The organism is Dokdonella koreensis DS-123, from assembly GCF_001632775.1.
In the GTDB taxonomy this organism is placed as follows: domain Bacteria; phylum Pseudomonadota; class Gammaproteobacteria; order Xanthomonadales; family Rhodanobacteraceae; genus Dokdonella; species Dokdonella koreensis.
Map to the genome: position 1 here is coordinate 4,002,483 of NZ_CP015249.1, position 17,607 is coordinate 4,020,089.

Genomic DNA, 17,607 nt, shown 5'->3' on the forward strand with positions numbered 1-17,607 from the left:
GATGCCGCGCCCTCGCCTGTCCCATGTCCTGGTCCTGCTCGTCGTCGCGCTGATCGGCCTGGTCGCGCTGCTGCTGCCGCGCCGCGCCGGCGTGCCGCAGCCGCCGGCCCCGCTGCCGGTGGAACTGGACGCGACGGGATTCGCGTTCGGCCGCTTCGGCGCGCTGACGGTGCTGCGGCCCGCCGACGCGCCGACCAGTGTCGTGCTGTACCTGTCGGGCGAGGCCGGCTGGGATGCGGCGATGACCGAACGCGCGCGCCCGCTGGCCGAGCGCGGCGCCCTGGTCGCCGGCATCGACTACCCGCGCTTTCGCGCCGCGGTCGAGCGGGACGGCGCACCGTGCCTGTACCTGTCGTCGGACTTCGAGGACCTGGGCCGCGCCGTGCAGGCGCACTACCACCTGGCGCAGGTCCGGCCACCGCTGCTCGCCGGCATCGGTGCCGGCGCCACGATGGTCTACGCGATCCTGGTCCAGCAGCCGCCGGGCACGTTCGCCGGGGCACTCAGCCTCGGCTTCTCGCCGGTGGTCGCGCTCGACAAGGAGCTGTGCGGCGCCTACCTGCTGCGCAGCCATCCGGTGGCCGGCACCGCGGACCGCTACGCCCTGGAGCCGGCGGCGCCGCCCGCGCCCTGGATCGTGCTGCAGGGCGCGGCCGACACCGCATCCGCGAGTGCCGGCGTGCCGGCCTTCGCCGCCGCCGTGGCCGGTGCGCATCACAGCGTCGTACCCGGCGTCGACGGCGCCTATCGCCTGACGCCGGACTGGCGCGAGGCCTACCTGGCCGCATTCGACACGTTGGCCGCCGACGCCACGCGCGCGGACCGCTCCGAGGCGCCGGCGAATCTCGCCGACCTGCCGCTGGTCGAGGTGCCGGCCACGCGCGAGGGCGGCGACCGGATGGCCGTCCTGCTGACCGGTGACGGCGGCTGGGCCGGCCTCGACCGCGAGGTCGCCGACACGCTCGCCGCGCAGGGCATCCCGGTGGTCGGCGTCTCGACGCTGAAATACTTCTGGTCGGCCAAGTCGCCGGAGCAGACCGCGGTCGACCTCGGCCGCATCATCGACACCTACGTGAGCCGCTGGCACAAGCCGTCGGTCATCGTGATCGGGTACTCGATGGGCGCCGAAGTCCTGCCGTTCGCGATCAACCGGTTGCCCGACGCCACGCGTGCGCGCATCGCCTATGCCGCGGCGCTGGCGCCAGGCCCGACCGCCACGTTCGAGTTCCACGTCAGCAACTGGATGGCCGATACCGACGACGGCCTGCCGGTGGCGCCGGAGATCGGGCGGCTCGGCGTTCCGCTGTTGTGCATCGCCGGCGAAGGCGACGACGACAATGCCTGCACGCCCCTGGACCGGCGGCGCTTCCGCGTGGTGACGCTGCCGGGCAACCATCATTTCGGCGGCGACTACCAGCGGGTGACCGAGACGATCCTCGCCGGCGCGGCGCCGGACTGACGGCAGGCGGCGTCGCAGCGCCGGCGCGCGACAGGCCCGTGGTCAGTGGATGCGGAAGCGCGCGTCGAAGCGCGCACCGCCCATCGCCTCGGATCGCGAGACGACCAGCTCGCCGCGGTAGGCCTTGACGATGTCCTGGACGATCGAGAGACCGATGCCGTGCCCCTGCACGCGCTCGTCGCCGCGCACGCCGCGCTGCAGGACGTATTCGATCTTGTCCTCGGCGATGCCGGGGCCGTCGTCCTCGACCAGGATCTGCAGGCCCGGGCGCGCCTTGTCGCGCGTGGCGATCTCGCGCACCGTCAGCACGACGCGGTGGCCGGCCCACTTGAATGCGTTCTCGAGCAGGTTGCCGAGCACTTCCATCAGGTCGCCGAGCTCGCCGTGGAAGCGCGCCTGGCTGTCGATGTCGAACTCGCACAGGATGTTCTTGGCGACGTAGATCTTCTCCAGGCTGCGCACCACTTCCTCGGCATACGGCTCCACCGGCAGCGGCGCGGCGAAGGTCGAGTGCCCCGAGGTGGCCGCGCGCGACAGCTGGTAGGCGACGATCTCGTCCATGCGCCCGACCTGCTCGAGCACGGTCCAGCGCAACTGCTGCGGATCGCTGCCGGACTCGAGCTGGTTGCGGATCACCGCCAGCGGCGTCTTGAGGCTGTGGGCGAGGTCCGCCAGCGTGTTGCGGTAGCGGCCGAGCCGATGGCGTTCGCCGTCGATGAAGGCATTGAGGCCGGTGGTGACGCCGGCCACCTCCACCGGGTAGTTGCCGGTGAGGCGCTCCTGGCTGCCCTGCTCCACCCGGCGCAGGTCGCGCGTCAGCGTCCGCAGCGGCGCCAGGCTCCAGTGCAGCACCGCCATCAGCAACAGCAGCAGCAGCACGCCGAGGCCGCCGAGCCAGGCCAGCAGCGTGCGCCGGTAGATCTCGACCTGGCGGCGCAGGCCGTTGACGTCCTCGGCGACGTGGAAGGTCAGCTGCAGCTCGCCGCCGCTCGGCGTGTTCCAGGTGACGCCCTGCGAGAGCATGAACAGGTCACCCTGGTCGGTGGTGATCGGCCCGCGGAAACGCACCGCGCCCTGCGGCAGTTCCTCGCCGAACGGCAGGTTCCGGTCCTGCGCCGACGGCGAGCGCCAGACCTGGTCCTTGGCACCGCGGATCTTGGCGCCGACGATGCCGGCGTACAGGCCTGACCCGGCCGGCCGGTCGAAGCGCGGGTCGGGCCCGTACTCCGGTGGCAGCAGTTCGCCGCCGCGTGTCGTATCCGATCCGGCCAGGTAGGCGAACACGTAGCTTTGCAGGCGTTCGCGCAACGAGCCTTCCGCGGCGTCGTAGAACGCCTGGTCCAGCGCGAAGAACGCCAGACCGAGGAAGGCGGTCAATGCGATACCGGCCGCTGCCAGCGAGCGCGCCTGCAGCGACAGCGGTCGCGCCATCGATCAGTTGCCCGTGGCGGTTTCCGCCTCTTCCGGGGTGTCGGTCCGCTCCAGCGCGAAGCGGTAGCCGCGGCCGCGCACGGTCTCGATCGGCTTGATCGCGTTCTCCGGATCGAGCTTACGGCGCAGCCGGCCGATGAACACCTCCAGCACGTTCGAGTCGCGGTCGAAATCCTGCTGGTAGATGTGCTCGGTCAGGTCGGCCTTGGACACCAGCTCGCCGGCGTGCAGCATCAGGTACTCGAGCACCTTGTACTCGTAGCTGGTCAGGTCGACCGACTGGCCGTTGACGTGGACCGTCTGCGCGGTGGTGTCGAGCACGATCGGGCCACACTCCAGCTGCGGACGCGACCAGCCGCTGGCGCGGCGCACCAGTGCATTCATGCGGGCGAGCAGTTCCTCGACGTGGAACGGCTTGACGAGGTAGTCGTCGGCGCCGTTCTTGAGGCCCTGCACCTTGTCCTGCCAGGACGAGCGCGCGGTCAGGATCAGGATCGGGTAGCGCTGGCCGGCGTCACGCAGCTGCTTGACCAGGTCCATGCCCGAGAGCTTGGGCAGGCCCAGGTCGATGATCGCCACGTCGAACGGTACCTCGCGCCCCAGATAGAGACCCTCTTCGCCATCGCCTGCGGCATCGACCGCAAACCCATCCCGCTTGAGCCGGGCCGCCAGGGTTTCCCGCAGCGGCGCTTCGTCTTCGACCAGCAGTACGCGCATGGTGGATCTCCTTAGTGTCCTATTGGTTGGCGCGGATCTGGAACACCTTCACCTGGCCGTCCCGGGTCAACACCTTGATGTGGTAGATCTTGCGCTTGTTGCGTTCCATCGTCTGCACGGACAGTACCTTGCCGTCGGTCTCGCGCTGTACCTGGTCCACGGCTTCCTGCACGGTGATCTCGCGTGCGCCGACAGGCGAAGACGCGAACCCGACCGCAACCGGCAGGAGGACCAGCGACAACAACCAGCGGGAGAGGGACATGGACTTCATCTTGAAGGCGCCCGCAACCAGGCGCAAGGCTGGTTGCGGAGCGACAGTCTCGACAGCCCGGATTGAATTGCTGCTGAACCCTCCCGCCGCTCGCGGGCACGGGCCGCACGCACGCTCAGCGCTCGCCACGGGTCACCGGCAGCAGGCGGCGGCGGTCGGGCAGGTGCACCGGCACGCCCTGCGCCGTGCAGCTGCCGATCCGGCACAGCGTCCGGCGGATCGGCTCGCTCGCCTGCGCCAGCAGGTGGAACAGCACGTTCTGCTCGAGCGAGCCACGCACCGCCTCGGCGCCGGGCCCGCGCGCGAACACGGCCACGTCCTCGCCGCTGTGCGACTCGGACGCCAGCGGCAGCAGCGCCTCCTGCAGGTAGTCCGGATCGGTGGTGTCGATCGCGGCGAGGTCCGGCCGCCCCACGGCCGGCTCGACCGTCCGCGGCGCGTGCGGGAAGCGCTTGGCGCCGGCGCCCTGCGCCTGACTGGCGCCGGCGTAGCCGGGCCCGTTGGCGTAACCGAGCGTCGTGTACGGCCGGCCGAGCAGATCGAGTACCGGGCCTGACTCGTTGTCGTCCTCGTGGGCCACCCCGCGCACCAGGCCCAGGATCGGATTGCCGCGCACCGGATAGCCGACGAAGCTCATCGTGTGCGCGTGGTCGGCGGTGACGAGGATCAGGGTGTCGGCCGCGTCGGTCATCGCGACCGCGGTGCGCACGGCGTCCGACAGCGCGATCGTCTCGTCCAGTGCGCGAAAGGCGTTGCCGGCATGGTGGGCATGGTCGATGCGTCCGGCCTCGACCATCAGGAAATAACCGTGCGGTTTGCGCGCGAGCCGTTCGATCGCCACGCGCGTCATCTCCGCCAGGCCGGGCTCGCCGCCGGCATCGCGCGCGCGCTGGTGCTGGTAGTTCATGTGCCCGGGCTCGAACAGGCCGAGCACGGGTCCGGCCGCGGCCGGATCGATCGCCGCGAGCTGGTCGGCGTTCCATACGTACACGGCGCCCGGACGGCGCAGCCATTCGGCGACCAGGTCGCGGCCGTCCCGGCGCAGGCCGGTGGTGCCGGGACGCTCCGGATCCGGCTGCGTGGCCGGCAGGAAGCGCGCGCGGCCGCCGCCGAGCGCGAGGTCGAGCGGGAACGGGAACGCGACGAACTGCCGGGCCAGGTCGATGCATCCCTGCGCGTGCGCGGACGCGGGCATCGCGCCGTCATGCTCCCAGTGGCGGTCGGGCTGGTGCCCGTAGGTCGCCGCCGGCGTGGCATGGGTCAGGCGCGCCGTGGTGACGATGCCGGTCGCCATGCCGGCGGCCGCTGCCAGCTCCAGCAGCGACGCGGCCTCGTTGCCGGCCAGCGCCGCGCAGTCGCCGCGCGGCACGCGCTGGGTGACGCCGATCACACCGGCACGGGTCTTCACGCCGGTCATGATCGCCGACATCGTGCCGGCCGAATCGGGCGTCTGCTGGTCGGTCTCGTAGGTGCGGCTGAGCGCCGTGTACGGGAAGTCCTCGAAGCTCAGGCGGTTCTCCTCGCCCGAATCGCCGCGGCGCTGGCCTTCGAGGATGCGCGCCGCGGCGATCGTGCCGATGCTCATGCCGTCGCCGAGGAACACGATGAGGTTGCGGGCCTGCCCGGCCGTACCGGCACGGGCCCGCTGTGCAGCGGCGGCACCCGCGCGGAACCACCACTCCGGCGTCTCGCCGCCCGGCCGTGCGATGGCCGGCACCTCGATCGCGGCGGCCTGCGCGCGGGCCGGTGGCCGGGTGCCCAGGCAGCCCGCCAGTCCCAACGCGGCGACGGCCGCGACCGCGCCGATCCGTATTGCATTTTCCACGTCTGGATTCCCATCGAAACCAGCGCGCGATTATGACCGACGCGCGGCGACGTTCCCCACCGCCGCTCAGGCCGGATCGAGCGGCAGCTCGCGCGTCTGCTTGACCGTGCGCAGCACGAAGCTGGAGTTGACGTCGGCGACGCCGGCCGCGTTGAGCAGCTTGTCGAGCAGGAAGCGCGAGAAATGCTCCAGGTCGCCGACCACGACGTGCAGCAGGTAGTCCATGTCGCCGGTCAGTGCGTGGCAGGCGACCACCTCGTCCCAGCCGTTGACCCGCTCGACGAAGCGGTCGATCGCGCTCGGCCCGTGCTTCTCCAACTGCACGCGCACGAAGGCCTGGAGCCCGAGCCCCACCGTCTTGGGATCGATCCACGCGCCGTAGCCGGTGATGACCCCCGCACTCTCCAGGCGCTGGATCCGGCGCAGGCAGGCCGAGGCCGAGAGGTTGATGCGCGCGGCCAGGTCGCTGTTGGTGGCGCGCCCTTCCCGCTGCAGCAGGGCGAGCAGGCGCAGGTCGGTGCGGTCGAGCGCGATGGGGCCATGCATTTCTTTGCTCGCTCTTGTGTCTAAACGCAATAATATTGCTCCTGCTGCCGCGGGAGCCGCAACATCGCAAGCTCCTTGCGCGCCATCCCGGATACGATGGTCCCGTCCATCGACCGGAGCCGCCCCATGAGCCAAGCCCCCCGCCGCGTCGAGAGCCTGCAGACCGACAAGGGCTACGTACCGGTCTACACCACCGAGATCGTCGAGCAGCCGTGGGCGAGCTACGCCCCGGCCGACCACCAGACCTGGGCGACGCTGTTCCGGCGCCAGCGCGAGATCCTCAAGGGCCGCGCCTGCCGCGAGTTCATCGAGAACCAGGAGCGCTTCCACATGTCGCCGGACGCGATCCCGCGCTTCGACGACCTCAACGAGGTCCTCGCGCGCACGACCGGCTGGCAGCTGGTGGGCGTGGAGGGCCTGCTGCCCGAGCTGACCTTCTTCGACCACCTGGCCAACCGGCGCTTTCCGGTGACCTGGTGGATCCGCCGCCCGGAGCAGATCGACTACATCGCCGAGCCGGACCTGTTCCACGACCTGTTCGGCCACGTGCCGCTGCTGCTCAATCCGGTGTTCGCCGACTACATGGAGGCCTACGGCAAGGGCGGCGTGAAGGCGCACGGCATCGGTGCCGAGGCGCTGGTCAACCTCACGCGGCTGTACTGGTACACGGTGGAGTTCGGCCTGATCCGCCAGGACGACGGCTTGCGCATCTACGGTGCCGGCATCGTCTCGTCCAAGGGCGAGTCGATCCATTCGCTGGAATCGGCGGCGCCCAACCGGATCGGCTTCGACCTGGAGCGGATCATGCGCACGCGCTACCGGATCGACACCTACCAGAAGACCTACCACGTCATCGACAGCTTCGAGCAGCTGATGGAGGCCACGCGGCCGGACTTCACGCCGATCTATGCGCATCTGGCCGACCAGCCCTCGATCCCGGCCGGCGACCTGCTGCCGTCCGACCGCGTCCTGCAGCGCGGCACCGGCGAAGGCTGGCTCCAGGACGGCGACGTCTGACGCGGCGGCGACACCGAATGTCAGGAAGCGACGCCGGACAGTCCGCCGCGCGACCGGTGCGTCCCGCGCTGCTGGTCAATATCGACGTGCCCGACCTGGCGCGCGCCGAGGCGTTCTACTGCGCGGCGCTGGACCTGCGGCCCGGCCGGCGGCTCGGCGGCGGCGCGGTCGAACTGCTCGGCGCCGACGCGCCGGTCTACCTGCTGCTGCAGCCGCCCGGCGGCGTCGCCGCGGCCGACCACCGGCGCGACTACGGGCGGCACTGGACGCCGGTGCACCTGGATTTCGTCGTCGCCGACCTCGAAGCGGCGGTGGCCCGGGCCGAAGCCGCCGGCGCCGTGCGCGAGGGCGCGATCCGCCCCGCCGCCTGGGGCCGCATCGCCCAGCTCGCCGACCCGTTCGGCCACGGCCTGTGCCTGATCGCATTCAGCGATCGCGGCTACGACGCGATCGCCCTGGAAGACCCTGCCCGCTGACGGCCGGCCTGCCGGCACCGGAACGGTGCATGGCGACGGCGGTACCCCTCAGAGCTTGCCCTGGTACTGGTTCTTGAGCCGCACGTAGTGCTTGGCCGAGTAGTACAGGTGCTCGATCTCGCTGTCGTTGAGCCGGCGCACGAAGCGGGCCGGGTTGCCGTGCCACAGCTCGCCCTCCCCGACGACCTTGCCCGGCGTGACGACGGCGCCGGCGCCGACCATGCTGTGCTTCTTGACCAGGACGCCGTCGAGGATCGTCGCGTTCATGCCGATCAGCACGGCGCTCTGGATCGTGCAGGCGTGGACCACCGCGCCGTGCCCGATCGTCACGTCCGCGCCGATCGACAGCGGGAAGCCGCCGAGCGTGTACTGGCCGTCGTGCGTCACGTGCAGCACGGCGCAGTCCTGGATGTTGGTCCGCGCGCCGATGCGGATCGCGTGCACGTCGCCGCGCGCCACCGCCCCCGGCCACAGGGAGGCATCCTCGTCCAGCTCCACGTTGCCGATGACCGTCGCGGCGGGGTCGATGTAGACGGTGGCGGCCAGGCGCGGCGCGACGCCGAGGAACGGGCGGATATTCATCAAGGGTTTCCTGTCGACATGAGTACGCGGAAAAAAGGGAAGCAGCCCGTGTGCCAACCGGACCGGGTGGAGTGTGCCGTCCGGCACAGTCGCGTGCGGCGATCCAGTGCACAGCTTGCACGCCGCCCCCGTCCAGCCGGCCCGCGCCGAAAGGACGCACCAGCCGGACCGATACGCCCCGGGGGCCGCCGGGCCGCTGGAAAATTCACGTAAAGACCTGCCCGGCCTGCAACTTTCGCCATCGACTTGACCCACACTCCGCGCCCCGCCGAGTTTCCTGACGGCCGGCTGACTGGCTGCACGGCCATGACGCTCGGCCGATGCAGGCCGTACGCCGCGCCGGGACAATAGCGCGACCGGCGGGAGGAATACCCGACCCGGAGGAGGGATGCCCCGCCCTCTCCCAGCCCAAGCCAGGAACCTAGGAACACGCATGTCCCGCAGCAAGCTCCTCCTCGCCGCCGTGGCGGTGATCGTCGTTGGCGCGCTCGTCTGGCGCGCCGCCGGCGCCCCCAAGACCCCGAAAGGGGGCCCTGACCGCGAGGAGGGACCGATCCCGGTCACCGTCGTACCGGCATCCGCGCAGGACGTCCCGCTGTTCCTGACCGCGCTGGGCACCGTGCAGGCGCTCAATACCGTCACCGTCAGCGCCCAGGTCGGCGGCCAGCTGATGGCGATCCATTTCCGTGAAGGCCAGGAGGTCAAGAAGGGCGACCTGATCGCACAGATCGACCCGCGCACCTACCAGGCGGCCCTCGACCAGGCGATCGCCAACAAGAAGCAGCACGAGGCGCAACTGGCCGCCTCGCGCAGCACGCTCAAGCGCTACGACGAACTGAGCGGGCAGAAGTTCGTCTCCGCCCAGGACCTGGAAAACCAGCGCCAGACCGTCCGCCAGCAGGAGGCGCAGGTCGCCTCGGACGAGGCGGCGATCGCCAGCGCGCGCGCCCAGCTCAGCTACACGCGCATCACCGCGCCGATCGACGGCCTCGCCGGCATCCGCCAGGTCGACGTCGGCAACCTGGTCCAGGCCAACGCCACCGCGATCGTCGTGCTGACGCAGACCCGGCCGCTCAACGTCGTCTTCAACCTGCCGCAGCAGGACATGGCCAAGGTGCGCGAGGCCGACGCCGTGCCGCTCAAGGTGCTGGCGCTTTCGCGCACCGACGCCACGCCGATCGCCGAGGGCGAGCTGATGGTGATCGACAACACGATCGACACCTCGACCGCCACGTTCAAGCTCAAGGCCGAGTTCCCGAACGCCGACGGCCGGCTCTGGCCCGGCGAGTTCGTCAACATCCGCCTGCAGGTCCGCATCGTGAAGGACGGCACCGTGGTGCCGGCCACCGGCGTCCAGCAGGGGCCGGAAGGCGAGTACGCCTGGATCGTGCAGGGCGACGACACCGTCAAGATGCAGCCGGTCACGACCGCCGGCACGGTCGACGGCGGCCTGGTGCTGGTCTCCGGCGGGCTGGCGCTCGGCGACCGCGTCGTCACCGAGGGCCAGTTCCGGCTCAAGGTCGGCGGCAAGGTCAAGCCGCTCGCGCCCGGCGAGGTCGCGCCGCCCAGCGCGCCGCCGGCCGAGGGCGAGGCCAAGACCGCGCGCCGGCGGGCCGGCTGACGCCGCCATGCCACCCGGTGCACTCGCGGCGGCCGCCTGCCCTTCCGGCAATGGCAGCGCCTGCGCACCGGGCCTGCGACACCGTGTTTCGACGCCGGCTGCGGCCGGCCTGACGCCCCTACTCCCGCCGCCGCCCGTCTCGCGGGCGCGACGCCTCCAGGAATCCTGACGCCGTGGGCTTCTCCACCCTCTTCATCCGACGACCGGTCGCCACCTCGCTGCTGATGGCCGGCCTGCTGCTGCTCGGCTTCATGGGCTATCGCCAGCTGCCGGTCTCGGCGCTGCCCGACATCGACGCTCCGTCGATCCAGGTCACCACCCAGTACCCGGGCGCCAGCCCGACGACGATGGCGGCGCTCGTGACGACGCCGCTGGAACGCCAGTTCGGCCAGATCTCGGGCCTGTCGATGATGACGTCCGATTCGTCGGCCGGCCTGTCGACGATCCTGCTGACGTTCAACATGAACCGCGACATCGACGCGGCGGCGCAGGACGTGCAGTCGGCGATCAACGCGGCGCGCGGCACCCTGCCCAACAACCTGCCCTACCCGCCGGTCTACAACAAGGTCAACCCGGCCGACGCGCCGATCCTGACCCTGGTCATGAACTCCGACGCGCTGCCGCTGCGCGAGGTCAACAACTACGCCGACTCGATCCTCGCGCAGAAGCTTTCGCAGGTCGCCGGCGTCGGCCTCGTCAGCATCGCCGGCAACGTGCGGCCGGCCGTGCGCATCCAGGTCGATCCGGCGGCGCTCGCCAACCAGGGCCTGACCATCGAGGACGTGCGCTCGGCGCTGACCCAGGCCAACGTCAACGGCCCCAAGGGCACGATCGACGGCGCCGCCCAGTCGTTCACGATCGGCGCCAACGACCAGATCTCCGACGCCGACGAGTACCGCAGCGTCATCATCAGCTACAAGGGCGAAGCGCCGGTGCGCCTGGGCGACATCGCCAACGTCGTCGACGGCGTCGAGAATGACCAGCTCGCCGCCTGGGCCAACGGCAAGCCGGCCGTGCTGCTGGATGTCCGCCGCCAGCCCGGCGCCAACATCGTGCAGACCGTCGACGCGATCAAGGCGATGCTGCCCGAGCTGCGCGCCGTCCTGCCGGCCAACGTGCACCTGGACGTGTTCGCCGACCGCACGGTGACGATCCGCGCCTCGGTGGAGGACGTGGAATTCACGCTGATGCTGACGATCTTCCTCGTCATCGCGGTGATCTTCGTGTTCCTGCGCCGGCTCTGGGCCACCGTGATCCCCAGCGTCGCCGTGCCGCTGTCGATCATGGGCACGTTCGCGGTCATGGCCTTCGCGAGCTTCTCGCTCGACAACCTCTCGCTGATGGCGCTGACGGTGGCCACCGGCTTCGTCGTCGACGACGCGATCGTCATGATCGAGAACATCGTGCGCTACCTGGAAAAGGGGCGCGAGCCGAAGGAAGCCGCCGAGGAAGGCGCCCGCGAGATCGGCTTCACCGTGCTGTCGCTGACGGTCTCGCTGATCGCGGTGTTCCTGCCGCTGCTGCTGATGCCGGGCGTGACCGGCCGCCTGTTCAAGGAATTCGCGGTCGTGCTGTCGATCGCGGTCGGCCTGTCGATGATCGTCTCGCTGACGCTGACGCCGATGATGTGCGCCTACCTGCTGCGCCGCGAGAACGCGCCCAAGGAGGAAGCCGAAGGCGACCACGCCGTCCAGCACGACCGCAAGCGCAGCTGGTGGGACCGCCTGGTCAACGGCTACGCCAACAGCCTGGACTGGGTGTTCGCGCACCAGCCGCTGACGATGCTGGTACTCACCGCCACCGTCGCGCTGACGGTGCTGCTGTTCGTCATGATGCCCAAGGGCCTGCTGCCGGACCAGGACACCGGCATGATCACCGGCGTGGTCCAGGCCGACGAGTCGATCGCGTTCCCGGCGATGCTCGACCGCACCCAGCGCGTCGCCGAGGCCCTGCGCGCCGACCCGGCCGTCAGCGGCGTCGCCGCGTTCATCGGCGCCGGCTCGATCAACCCGACGCTCAACCAGGGCCAGCTCAACATCGTGCTCAAGCCGCGCTCGGAGCGCGGCAGCCTGGCGCAGATCCTGCCACGCCTGCAGGACGCGGTCGACGCGATTCCCGGCGTGGCGCTATACCTGAAGCCGGTGCAGGACATCGCGCTCGACAACCGCATCGCGCCGACCGAGTACCAGTACGCGCTGACCGACGTCAACGTCGACGAGCTGCACACGTTCGCCGAGAAGATGACCGCCGCCCTGCAGAAGCGGCCGGAGCTGGCCGACGTCGACAACAACCTCGCCGCCGCCGGCCTGCAGCTGCAGCTGACGATCGACCGCGACCAGACCAGCCGCCTCGGCGTGCCGATCCAGACCATCGACGACACGCTGTACTCGGCCTTCGGCCAGCGCCAGATCTCCACCATCTTCACGCAGCTCAACCAGTACCGCGTCGTGCTCGAGGTCGATCCGAAGTTCCGCACCAGCGCGGACCTGCTCAACCGCCTGGGCGTACGCGGCAGCGGCAACGGCGCGCTGATCGGCTCCAACGCGACCACGCTCGGCCAGGTCACGTCGAGCAACTCGGCCACGCCGAGCGGCATCGGCGCGCAGGGCAATACCGGCATCAACCTCGGCAGCGGCGGCACGATCCCGATGGCCTCGCTGGTCGACGCCAAGGTCGTCAACGCGCCGCTGGTCATCAGCCACCAGAACCAGCTGCCGGCCGTGACGATCTCGTTCAACCTCGCCCCGGGGTACTCGCTGTCGCAGGCGGTGCGCGCGATCGAGGAGGTCGAGGCCTCGATCCAGATGCCGCCGCAGGTACGCGGCAACTTCATCGGCAAGGCGGCCGAGTTCTCCGCCTCGATGACCGACGAGGTGCTGCTGATCCTCGCCTCGCTGATCGTCATCTACATCGTGCTGGGCGTGCTGTACGAGAGCTACATCCATCCGATCACGATCATCTCGACCCTGCCGCCGGCCGGCGTCGGCGCCCTGCTCGCGCTGACGCTGTGCGGCTTCAGCCTGTCGATCGACGGCATCGTCGGCATCATCCTGCTGATCGGCATCGTCAAGAAGAACGCGATCATGATGATCGACTTCGCGATCGATGCGCAGCGCGCCGGTGCCGGCGCCCAGGCCGCGATCCGCCGCGCCGCGCTGCTGCGCTTCCGGCCGATCCTGATGACCACCGCGGCCGCGCTGTTCGGCGCGCTGCCGCTGGCGCTCGGCACCGGCATCGGCTCGGAGTTGCGCCGGCCGCTGGGCGTGTCGATCGTCGGCGGCCTGCTGCTGTCGCAGCTGATCACGCTGTACACGACGCCGGTGCTGTACCTGTACATGGAACGGGTGTCGGACTGGCTCAAGGCACGGCGCGAGCGGCGCGACCTCGCACACGCGGGGAGGATGGCGTGATCGCCGGCTTCGCCTCGCCAGTCACCGGCTGCATACCAATGCTTCGCACGCGGATGGCGCGTCTTTTTTCGCTTGCCTACGATCCGACGCTTGGTGTCGTGGATAGCGGTCGTACTGATAGGTATTTGACTCGCTGCGCTCGGGGGGCGGCATCCCTGCCTTTTTCCGCTCGCCTCCCGGGCGAGCGGGTCACTTTCTCTTGCGTGCCCAAGAGAAAGTAACCAAAGAGAAGGGCACCCCGGTGCCACGGTCTCCGGGCATCCTGCCCTCCGACTGCACAGGTTCACTCCGGGGTTCGCTGACGGCACATCCCTGTGCCCACAGCGAACGGGCCGGCATCGTGCCGGCCCCCCTTCGGGCCTTTCTCCGTGAACCTGCCGCGGCACAGGGGCCCCATCAGCGCGCTTCCTGCGCGCGCAAGCCAGAGCAAAGCGCAAGCTCGGCGCCACCTGTCACGCAACACGCTTCGGCTTCGGCTTCGGCTTCGGCTTCGGCGCGCAGGATGCGCGCTTCTTCGGGTCCCGTCGCGCGCGGCGGGATGGCGCAGGATCAGCCCGCAGGGGGGCCGGCACGATGCCGGCCCGTTGGCCGTCAGGCCAGGGATGGCCTGTCGGCCAACCCCGTAGCCATCCCGCGGACCCGCAGCACAGGGACTGTGCGGAGGGCGCGTGCGCCGGGTGGCCTTTCTTTTGGTTACTTTTCTTTGGCCACCCAAAGAAAAGTGACCCGCTCGCCCCGGAGGCGAGCGGAAAAAGCCAAGGACGGCATGCACGTCACCACCAGCAAAGCACGCCCTGCAACGGCAGTGACGGCAAGCACGGCGTACATAATCTCCCTATGAACATCGCCGCCCCCTTCATCAAACGCCCCATCGGCACGATCCTGCTCGCCCTCGGCGTCCTCGTCGGTGGCCTGATCGCCTACTTCCAGCTCGGCGTCGCGGCCCTGCCGAACGTCGAGTTCCCGGTGATCTTCGTCGTCGCCAACCAGCCCGGCGCGGATGCCGAGAACATGGCCTCGACCGTGGCGGCACCGCTGGAGCGGCACATGGGCCGCGTGTCGGGCGTCGACCAGATGAGTTCGACCAGCCGGCAGGGCTCGGCCGTGGTCATCCTGTTCTTCTCGCTCGACAAGAACATCGACGCCGCCGCCCGCGACGTGCAGGCGGCGATCAACGCCTCGATGGCCGACCTGCCGTCGGGCCTGCGCACCGCGCCGATCTACCGCAAGGCCAACCCCAACAACGACCCGGTGCTGCTGCTGGCGCTGACCTCCAAGACCCGCACCACGGCGGACCTGTACAACATGGCCGACTCGCTGCTGGCCCAGCGGGTGCGCCAGGTGGCCGGCGTCGCCGACGTCAACATCACCGGCGGCGCGACACCGGCCGTGCGCGTGGACGTGGACCTGCGCAAGCTGAGCTCGATGGGGCTGTCGGCCGACCAGGTGCGCAACGCGATCGCCGCTGCCAACGTGACCTCGCCGCAGGGCTTCCTGAGCGACGGCCGCACGACGATGACGATCGCCGCCAACGACGCGCTGAAGACCGGCGCGCAGTTCGCCGACATCGTCGTGGCCGTGCGCAACGGCATCCCGATCCGGCTGCGCGACATCGCCACCGTCGGCGACGGCCAGGAGAACAAAAACCAGGCGGCCTGGTTCAACGGCCAGCGCGCGATCCTGATGGTCATCAGCAAGCAGGCCGACGCCAACGTCATCGAGACCGTCGACAAGATCTACGACGAGCTGCCGCTGATGCGCAGCTGGCTGCCGGAAGGCGTGGAGCTGACGCCGTTCAACGACCGCACCGCGACGATCCGCGCCTCGGTCATGGAGGTGCAGATCACGCTGCTGATCAGCCTGGCGCTGGTCATCATGACGATGCTGCTGTTCCTGCGCCGCGTCGCCCCGACCGTGATCGCCGGCCTGTCGGTGCCGCTGTCGCTGGCCGGTGCGTTCATCGTGATGTACGCGTTCGGCTTCACACTGGACAACCTGACGCTGATGGCGCTGGTCATCTCGATCGGCTTCGTCGTCGACGACGCGATCGTCGTCATCGAGAACATCGTGCGCCACCTGGACATGGGCAAGTCGCGGCTGCAGGCCGCGCTGGACGGCGCCAAGGAGATCGGCTTCACGATCGTCTCGATCACCGCCTCGCTGATCGCGGTCTTCGTGCCGCTGCTGTTCATGGGCGGCTTCATCGGCATGTTCCTGCATTCGTTCGCGGTCACGATCACCGCGGCGATCGCGATGTCGGCCGTGGTCTCGCTGACGCTGACGGCGGCGCTGTGCGGCCGCTACCTGCAGCCGCACGGCGAGGAAAAGCCTTCCTGGCTGAGCCGGCGCATCGACGCGATGCACGCCGGCATGCTTTCCGGCTACCAGCGCGCGCTGGACTGGTCGCTGCGCCATCCGCGCATCATGAGCCTGCAGCCGCTGCTGCTGGTGATCGCCACGATCTGGCTGTCGACGTTCCTCAAGTTCGGCATGGTGCCGCAGCAGGACACCGGCATGATGAACGGCACCGCCGTCGCCAGCGCCACGGTGTCCTACGAGGCGATGGTCGGCCTGCAGCGCAAGGTCGCCGGCATCCTGATGGCCGATCCGGCGGTCGCCAGCGTCGGCTCGTCGGTCGGTGGCGGCGGCGGTCCGGGCGCCAGTTCCAACCGCGGCCAGTTCTTCATCAACCTGAAGCCGTTCGGCAACGGCCGCGACGAGTCCACGTTCGAGGTCATGAACCGGCTGATCCGCAAGACCGAGAACCTGCCCGGCATCGAGCTGCGCCTGCGGCCGGTGCAGGACCTGGGCGGCGGCGGCGGCCCGCGCGGCGGCGATTCGCAGTTCAGCTACTCGATCAAGGGCAGCAACTACGCCGAACTGCTCGAATGGGGGCCGCGCCTGGCCGCCGAGATGAAGAAGCTGCCGCAGATCACCAACGTCGGCACCGCGCTGGACGACGGCGGCATCGAGCAGAACCTGGTCATCGACCGCGACACCGCCTCGCGCCTGGGCGTGTCGGTCGGCGCGATCTCCAGCGTGCTCTACAACGCGTTCGGCCAGCGCCAGATCTCGACGATCTATTCGGACCTCAACCAGTACCGCGTCGTGCTGAACGCCATCACCGGCGAATCCCCCGGCGTGGATACGCTCAAGCGCCTCTACGTGCGCGCCAACACCGGCGCGATGGTGCCCCTGACCGCCGTGACGCGGCTCGAACCCGGCCGCGCGCCGCTGATGATCCAGCACGACTTCCAGTTCCCGGTGTTCGACCTCACCTTCAACATGGCCGACGGCGTGACCATGGGCCAGGTGATCCCGCTGATCCAGGAGACGATGCGCAACCTGCGCATGCCCGGCAGCATCCAGGGCGAGTTCGGCGGCGAGCTGCGCCGTTTCCAGCAGCAGCAGTCCAGCCAGGGCCTGCTGCTGATCGCGGCGGTGATCGCGGTCTACCTGGTGCTCGGCATGCTCTACGAGAGCCTGATCCACCCGGTGACGATCCTCTCCACCCTGCCCTCGGCCGGCGTCGGCTGCCTGCTGGCAATGCTGGCGACCAATACCGAGCTGACGCTGATCTCGATCATCGCGATCGTGCTGCTGATCGGCATCGTCAAGAAGAACGCGATCATGATGATCGACTTCGCGCTGCACGCCGAGCGCGACCACGGCAAGCCGCCGATCGAGGCGATCCGCGAGGCCTGCCTGGTGCGCTTCCGCCCGATCATGATGACCTCGATGGTCGCGATCCTCGGCGCGGTGCCGCTGGCGATCGGCTTCGGCATCGGCTCGGAGCTGCGCCAGCCGCTCGGCATCGCGATGATCGGCGGCCTGCTGGTCTCGCAGACGCTGACGCTGCTGTCGACGCCGGCGATCTACCTGGTGTTCGCGCGGATGGCCGAGCGGCGCCGCACGCGCCGGGCCGAGAAGCGGGCGCTTCGCGAAGCGAAGCGTGCCGCGCGCCTGGCACGGGCCGACATTGCACCGACATCCGGTGCCTGAGACTGCCGGGCGGACGTCGCGCGTGCCGTCCCGGACGGCGCGTGCACGGCCCGGAAACGGGTCGCGCCCGCGCCGGGCGTTCAGGCGAACTGTCACGGATTCTTCACGCCGCCGTTCGCACATCGTTTAATCGGGACCGCGCACGATCCGCCACGCCCAGCCGGGCGCTCGAGAGTCGTACGTGATGATGCCGTCCCCTTCCCGCCCATCGCCGGCATCGCCCGGCTCGCTTCGTGACCGCACGCCGCTG

Annotated in this window: 12 protein-coding genes; 6 read left to right on the forward strand and 6 right to left on the reverse strand. The window is 69.9% G+C overall.

Translation table 11 applies throughout. The features are described 5' to 3' along the window. The first annotated feature begins 1 nt into the window (after window position 1). Window positions 2–1,459 (forward strand): virulence factor family protein, encoded by a 1,458-nt coding sequence (locus I596_RS16345; RefSeq protein ID WP_067650387.1) that lies wholly within the window; start codon window positions 2–4, stop codon window positions 1,457–1,459. A gap of 42 nt (window positions 1,460–1,501) precedes the next feature. Here the strand turns inward: I596_RS16345 and I596_RS16350 are convergent, their stop codons facing one another. The 5 genes from I596_RS16350 to I596_RS16370 form a co-directional block, all read right to left on the reverse strand. After that, window positions 1,502–2,890 (reverse strand): ATP-binding protein, encoded by a 1,389-nt coding sequence (locus I596_RS16350; protein WP_067650389.1) that lies wholly within the window; start codon window positions 2,888–2,890, stop codon window positions 1,502–1,504. Window positions 2,891–2,893: 3 nt separating this feature from the next. Then, a complete protein-coding gene (locus I596_RS16355) occupies window positions 2,894–3,607 on the reverse strand; it encodes a response regulator transcription factor (protein WP_067650391.1) in 714 nt (237 codons plus the stop codon). A 19-nt stretch (window positions 3,608–3,626) separates the two neighbouring features. Beyond that, a complete protein-coding gene (locus I596_RS16360; protein WP_150132219.1) occupies window positions 3,627–3,869 on the reverse strand; it encodes a PepSY domain-containing protein in 243 nt (80 codons plus the stop codon). A 124-nt stretch (window positions 3,870–3,993) separates the two neighbouring features. Beyond that, the gene (locus tag I596_RS16365) at window positions 3,994–5,703 is read right to left on the reverse strand and encodes an alkaline phosphatase (RefSeq protein ID WP_067650395.1); all 1,710 of its coding nucleotides are present in this window, start codon (window positions 5,701–5,703) and stop codon (window positions 3,994–3,996) included. A 66-nt stretch (window positions 5,704–5,769) separates the two neighbouring features. Next, the gene (locus I596_RS16370) at window positions 5,770–6,249 is read right to left on the reverse strand and encodes an Lrp/AsnC family transcriptional regulator (protein WP_067650397.1); all 480 of its coding nucleotides are present in this window, start codon (window positions 6,247–6,249) and stop codon (window positions 5,770–5,772) included. A gap of 126 nt (window positions 6,250–6,375) precedes the next feature. Between I596_RS16370 and phhA the strand changes: the two genes are divergently transcribed. Then, window positions 6,376–7,266, forward strand: coding sequence for a phenylalanine 4-monooxygenase (phhA, locus tag I596_RS16375; protein WP_067650399.1), 891 nt, complete (start codon window positions 6,376–6,378; stop codon window positions 7,264–7,266). 17 nt (window positions 7,267–7,283) lie between these two features. Beyond that, complete coding sequence (locus I596_RS16380) at window positions 7,284–7,742, forward strand: VOC family protein (protein ID WP_067650402.1); 459 nt, start codon at window positions 7,284–7,286, stop codon at window positions 7,740–7,742. A gap of 48 nt (window positions 7,743–7,790) precedes the next feature. Here I596_RS16380 and I596_RS16385 read toward each other — a convergent pair whose 3' ends face one another. Further along, window positions 7,791–8,324, reverse strand: coding sequence for a gamma carbonic anhydrase family protein (locus I596_RS16385; RefSeq protein ID WP_067650404.1), 534 nt, complete (start codon window positions 8,322–8,324; stop codon window positions 7,791–7,793). Between the two features lie 433 nt (window positions 8,325–8,757). On the opposite strand from I596_RS16385, the gene I596_RS16390 reads away from it, so the two are divergent. The 3 genes from I596_RS16390 (at window position 8,758) to I596_RS16400 (ending at window position 17,357) form a co-directional block, all read left to right on the forward strand. Then, on the forward strand, window positions 8,758–9,945 hold the full coding sequence (locus I596_RS16390; protein WP_067650407.1) for an efflux RND transporter periplasmic adaptor subunit: 1,188 nt from the start codon (window positions 8,758–8,760) through the stop codon (window positions 9,943–9,945). Window positions 9,946–10,118: 173 nt separating this feature from the next. Next, on the forward strand, window positions 10,119–13,355 hold the full coding sequence (locus tag I596_RS16395) for an efflux RND transporter permease subunit (protein ID WP_067650409.1): 3,237 nt from the start codon (window positions 10,119–10,121) through the stop codon (window positions 13,353–13,355). A gap of 837 nt (window positions 13,356–14,192) precedes the next feature. Further along, window positions 14,193–17,357, forward strand: coding sequence for an efflux RND transporter permease subunit (locus tag I596_RS16400; RefSeq protein WP_067650411.1), 3,165 nt, complete (start codon window positions 14,193–14,195; stop codon window positions 17,355–17,357). The last annotated feature ends 250 nt before the right edge of the window (window positions 17,358–17,607 follow it).

What these genes read in the sequence shown, in the direction of transcription:
- I596_RS16345 (WP_067650387.1), top strand. Translation starts at nt 2, where the DNA reads ATGCCGCGCCCTCGCCTGTCCCATGTCCTGGTCCTGCTCGTCGTCGCG.
- I596_RS16350 (WP_067650389.1), bottom strand. Translation starts at nt 2,890, where the DNA reads ATGGCGCGACCGCTGTCGCTGCAGGCGCGCTCGCTGGCAGCGGCCGGT.
- I596_RS16355 (WP_067650391.1), bottom strand. Translation starts at nt 3,607, where the DNA reads ATGCGCGTACTGCTGGTCGAAGACGAAGCGCCGCTGCGGGAAACCCTG.
- I596_RS16360 (WP_150132219.1), bottom strand. Translation starts at nt 3,869, where the DNA reads ATGTCCCTCTCCCGCTGGTTGTTGTCGCTGGTCCTCCTGCCGGTTGCG.
- I596_RS16370 (WP_067650397.1), bottom strand. Translation starts at nt 6,249, where the DNA reads ATGCATGGCCCCATCGCGCTCGACCGCACCGACCTGCGCCTGCTCGCC.
- phhA (WP_067650399.1), top strand. Translation starts at nt 6,376, where the DNA reads ATGAGCCAAGCCCCCCGCCGCGTCGAGAGCCTGCAGACCGACAAGGGC.
- I596_RS16380 (WP_067650402.1), top strand. Translation starts at nt 7,284, where the DNA reads ATGTCAGGAAGCGACGCCGGACAGTCCGCCGCGCGACCGGTGCGTCCC.
- I596_RS16385 (WP_067650404.1), bottom strand. Translation starts at nt 8,324, where the DNA reads ATGAATATCCGCCCGTTCCTCGGCGTCGCGCCGCGCCTGGCCGCCACC.
- I596_RS16390 (WP_067650407.1), top strand. Translation starts at nt 8,758, where the DNA reads ATGTCCCGCAGCAAGCTCCTCCTCGCCGCCGTGGCGGTGATCGTCGTT.
- I596_RS16400 (WP_067650411.1), top strand. Translation starts at nt 14,193, where the DNA reads ATGAACATCGCCGCCCCCTTCATCAAACGCCCCATCGGCACGATCCTG.